Source organism: Kribbella albertanoniae, from assembly GCF_004348455.1.
In the GTDB taxonomy this organism is placed as follows: Bacteria; Actinomycetota; Actinomycetes; order Propionibacteriales; family Kribbellaceae; genus Kribbella; species Kribbella albertanoniae.
Genome location: NZ_SMKA01000471.1, coordinates 1 through 2837, shown reverse-complemented (window position 1 = coordinate 2837; position 2837 = coordinate 1). Strand labels below are relative to the sequence as shown.

The following is a 2837-nucleotide window of genomic DNA, read 5'->3' as shown; positions in this document are numbered from 1 at the left end:
GACGAGCCCGTTGCCGCGCGGGCTGATGGCGATCTCGAGGCACCCCCGGCGCCGGCGGACGACGAAGCATCGGCAGCCGCCGCGCCGATCCCGGATGAGCCCGTTGCCGCGCCCGCCGACGAGAACGCCCCGGCCCTGGACGAGCACGTCGCCGCGCCCGCCGACGAGGACGCTCCAGCGACTGCAGAACCAGCGGCTGCGACCTCGGTCGAGCCCGTCGACGGGCCTGCTGATGACGCCCCAGCCCCGCGCGCCACAGACCTCTCAGCACCCCACGCCACGGACGCGCTGTCGGCCCCGGCCCACTCCCTTCCGGCGCCCGCCGACGCACCCACCAGCCCGGCAGCTCCCACCGACTCCTTCACCCCCGAGGCCGAGCCGTCGTCCCCGGCGCCCTCCGACTCCGTCGCACCTACGCACCCTGCTGCAGCGACCGAGCCCACCCCAGACGCCGACGTCACTCAAGGCACCGACCTCGCACCGGGCACTGACCCCGGGTCCGAGACCGAGCACGTCTCTGCGACTGAGGACGCCTCACCCGCCGAGTCCGACTCGGCCGATGACCTCGGCTCCGCAGGTTCGGCTGAAGAGCAGTCGACCGATGCTGATGAGACCTCCACCGAGCTCACCGCCGGACCGAAGGCCCCCGCGGACCCGCAGGTCGCTCCCGCTGCCGAACGCGCGGACGAAGGCGCGCTCGCGGCTGAGCCTGAATCCGCCGCAACCGAGCCCACCTCGGCGTCCGAGTCCGCCCCGGCCAATGAGTCTGCCGCAGTCACCGAGTCGGCCCCGGCCAATGAGTCTGCCGCTGTCACCAAGTCGGCCCCGGCCAATGAGTCTGCCGCAGTCACCGAGTCGGCCCCGGCCACCGAGTCCGCCGCAGTCGTCGAGTCCACCTCGGCACTCGAGGCGGCCTCTGCCAACGAGCCCGCCCCGGCGAGTGAGCCCGCGTCAGCGAGTGAGCCCGCTTCAGCGCGTGAGCCCGCGTCAGGGGTCGAGTCCGCGCCACTCACCGAGTCCACCCCAGCGGTCGAGCCCGCCTCGGTCACCGAGCCCGCGCCAGAGCCCGCCGCTGCGGGCGAGCCGGGCTCCGAGGATTCTTCGTCGGCGAGGGCTCAGTCGGCCGATGCTGATGAGGCCCCCACCGAGGTCGACGCCGAAGGGTCCGTCCCTGCGGATCCCCAGATCGTCTCCGCCGCAGAGCCCGCCGACGAGGAGGAGCTCCCGGCCGAGTCTGCGTCTCCCGCGACCGACCGACCCTCAGCACCCGAGTCCTCCTCGGCCTCCGAGCACGCGTCGGTCTCCGGTCCTGCTTCATCGACCGAACCGACCTCTGCCGCGGACCTGACCTCTGCCACGGTCCCGACCTCTGCCACGGACCCGACCTCTGCCACCGAGCCGGCTTCAGCGAGCGAGGACGTCTCCGCCCCCGAAGCCGCCTCCGCCACCGAGCCGGCTTCAGCCACCGAGCACGCCTCTGCCACCGAAGCTGCCTCTGCCACCGAAGCCACCTCCGCCACCGAGATCGCTTCAGGCGCTGAGCCGGCTTCTGCGAGTGAGCACACATCTGTTCCCGAGTCGGCTTCTGCGGCGGAGCACGCCTCTGCCACCGAAGCGACCTCTGCGAACGAGCCGACTTCAGCGGTCGAGCTCCCGTCAGCGGTTGAGCTCGACTCTGCCGAGGAGGCCTCGACGGATGAGTCGGGCTCCGAGGGCTCCGTGCCGGCCACAGCTCAGTCGGCTGATGTCGATGAGGCTCCCACCGAAGGCAGCCCCGAAGCCTCCGTCCCCGGCGCCCCCCAGATCGACGCTGCTGCCGAGCGCACGGACGAAGTCGCACCCGAAGCTGAGGCCCCGGCCGCCGCCGACGCACTCCTCTCGGCACCCGAGTCCGCCGCTGAACTCGAATCTGCGACGACCGAGTCGGAAGCGGAATTCGAATCCGCGACGACCGAGTCCGCCGCGGTACCGGAGTCTGCGACAACCGAGTCCGCGACGACCGAGTCCGCCGCGGTACCGGAGTCCGCGACAACCGAGTCTGCGACAACCGAGTCCGCGACGACCGAGTCCTCCGGGGCATCGGAGTCTGCGACGACTGAGTCCGCCGCGGCTGAGGTGGCCTCGGCGATCGAGCAGGCGCCTCGCGTCGCCGTACCGGGAGATCACTCAGCAGATTCGGCTACCGAGTCGACCTCGGCAGCCGAGTTGGGATCCGCGGATTCACCGGCAGGGCAGTCGGCCGATGCTGAGGACGCTGCAGTCGGGGACGGTGTCGACGCATCCGTGCCTACGGATCCGCGGGTCGCCCTCACTGGCGAGCTCGCGGACGACGAGCGGCTCCCAGATGAGCCCGCTGCGGCGACTGAGCTGGCGTCGGCGGGGGAGTCGGGTGCCGAGGTTTCCGCGTCGGCGATAGCTCAGCCGGGCGATGCTGATGGGGCTCCCGCCGAGGTTAGCGCCGATGCCTCTGGCGATGCGCAGGTCGTGCCTGCCGTCGAGGACGTGGACGAGGAGGCGCTCGCGGCCGAGTCTGCGTCCGGCGCCGAGAACCCCTCGGCGCCGGCGTCCGAAGACGCTTCTGCCACCGAGCCCGCTCCCGTTGCCGAGGTGTCCGCCTCGGCCGCTCCTCAGGTCGTGCCCGCTGAAGATGCGCTGGCGACCGAGGCTGGGGCGGGGATTGCGTCTGCTTCGGCTGCTGCGCTGGCTTCGGGCGCTGAGGTTGGGTCTGTGGTTTCGGCGCTTGCTTCGGCGCAGTTGGTCGATGAGGCTTCCGGTCCTGCGCGTGCGGGTCGAGACGCGGCTGTGGTGGTCGAGCCGGTGGCTGTGGTGGGGGTGGC

General features: G+C 71.9%; 1 pseudogene. It reads left to right on the top strand.

The window, feature by feature from the left end:
- Positions 1-2837, top strand: a pseudogene (locus E1261_RS46190) (hypothetical protein); the annotation flags it as partial.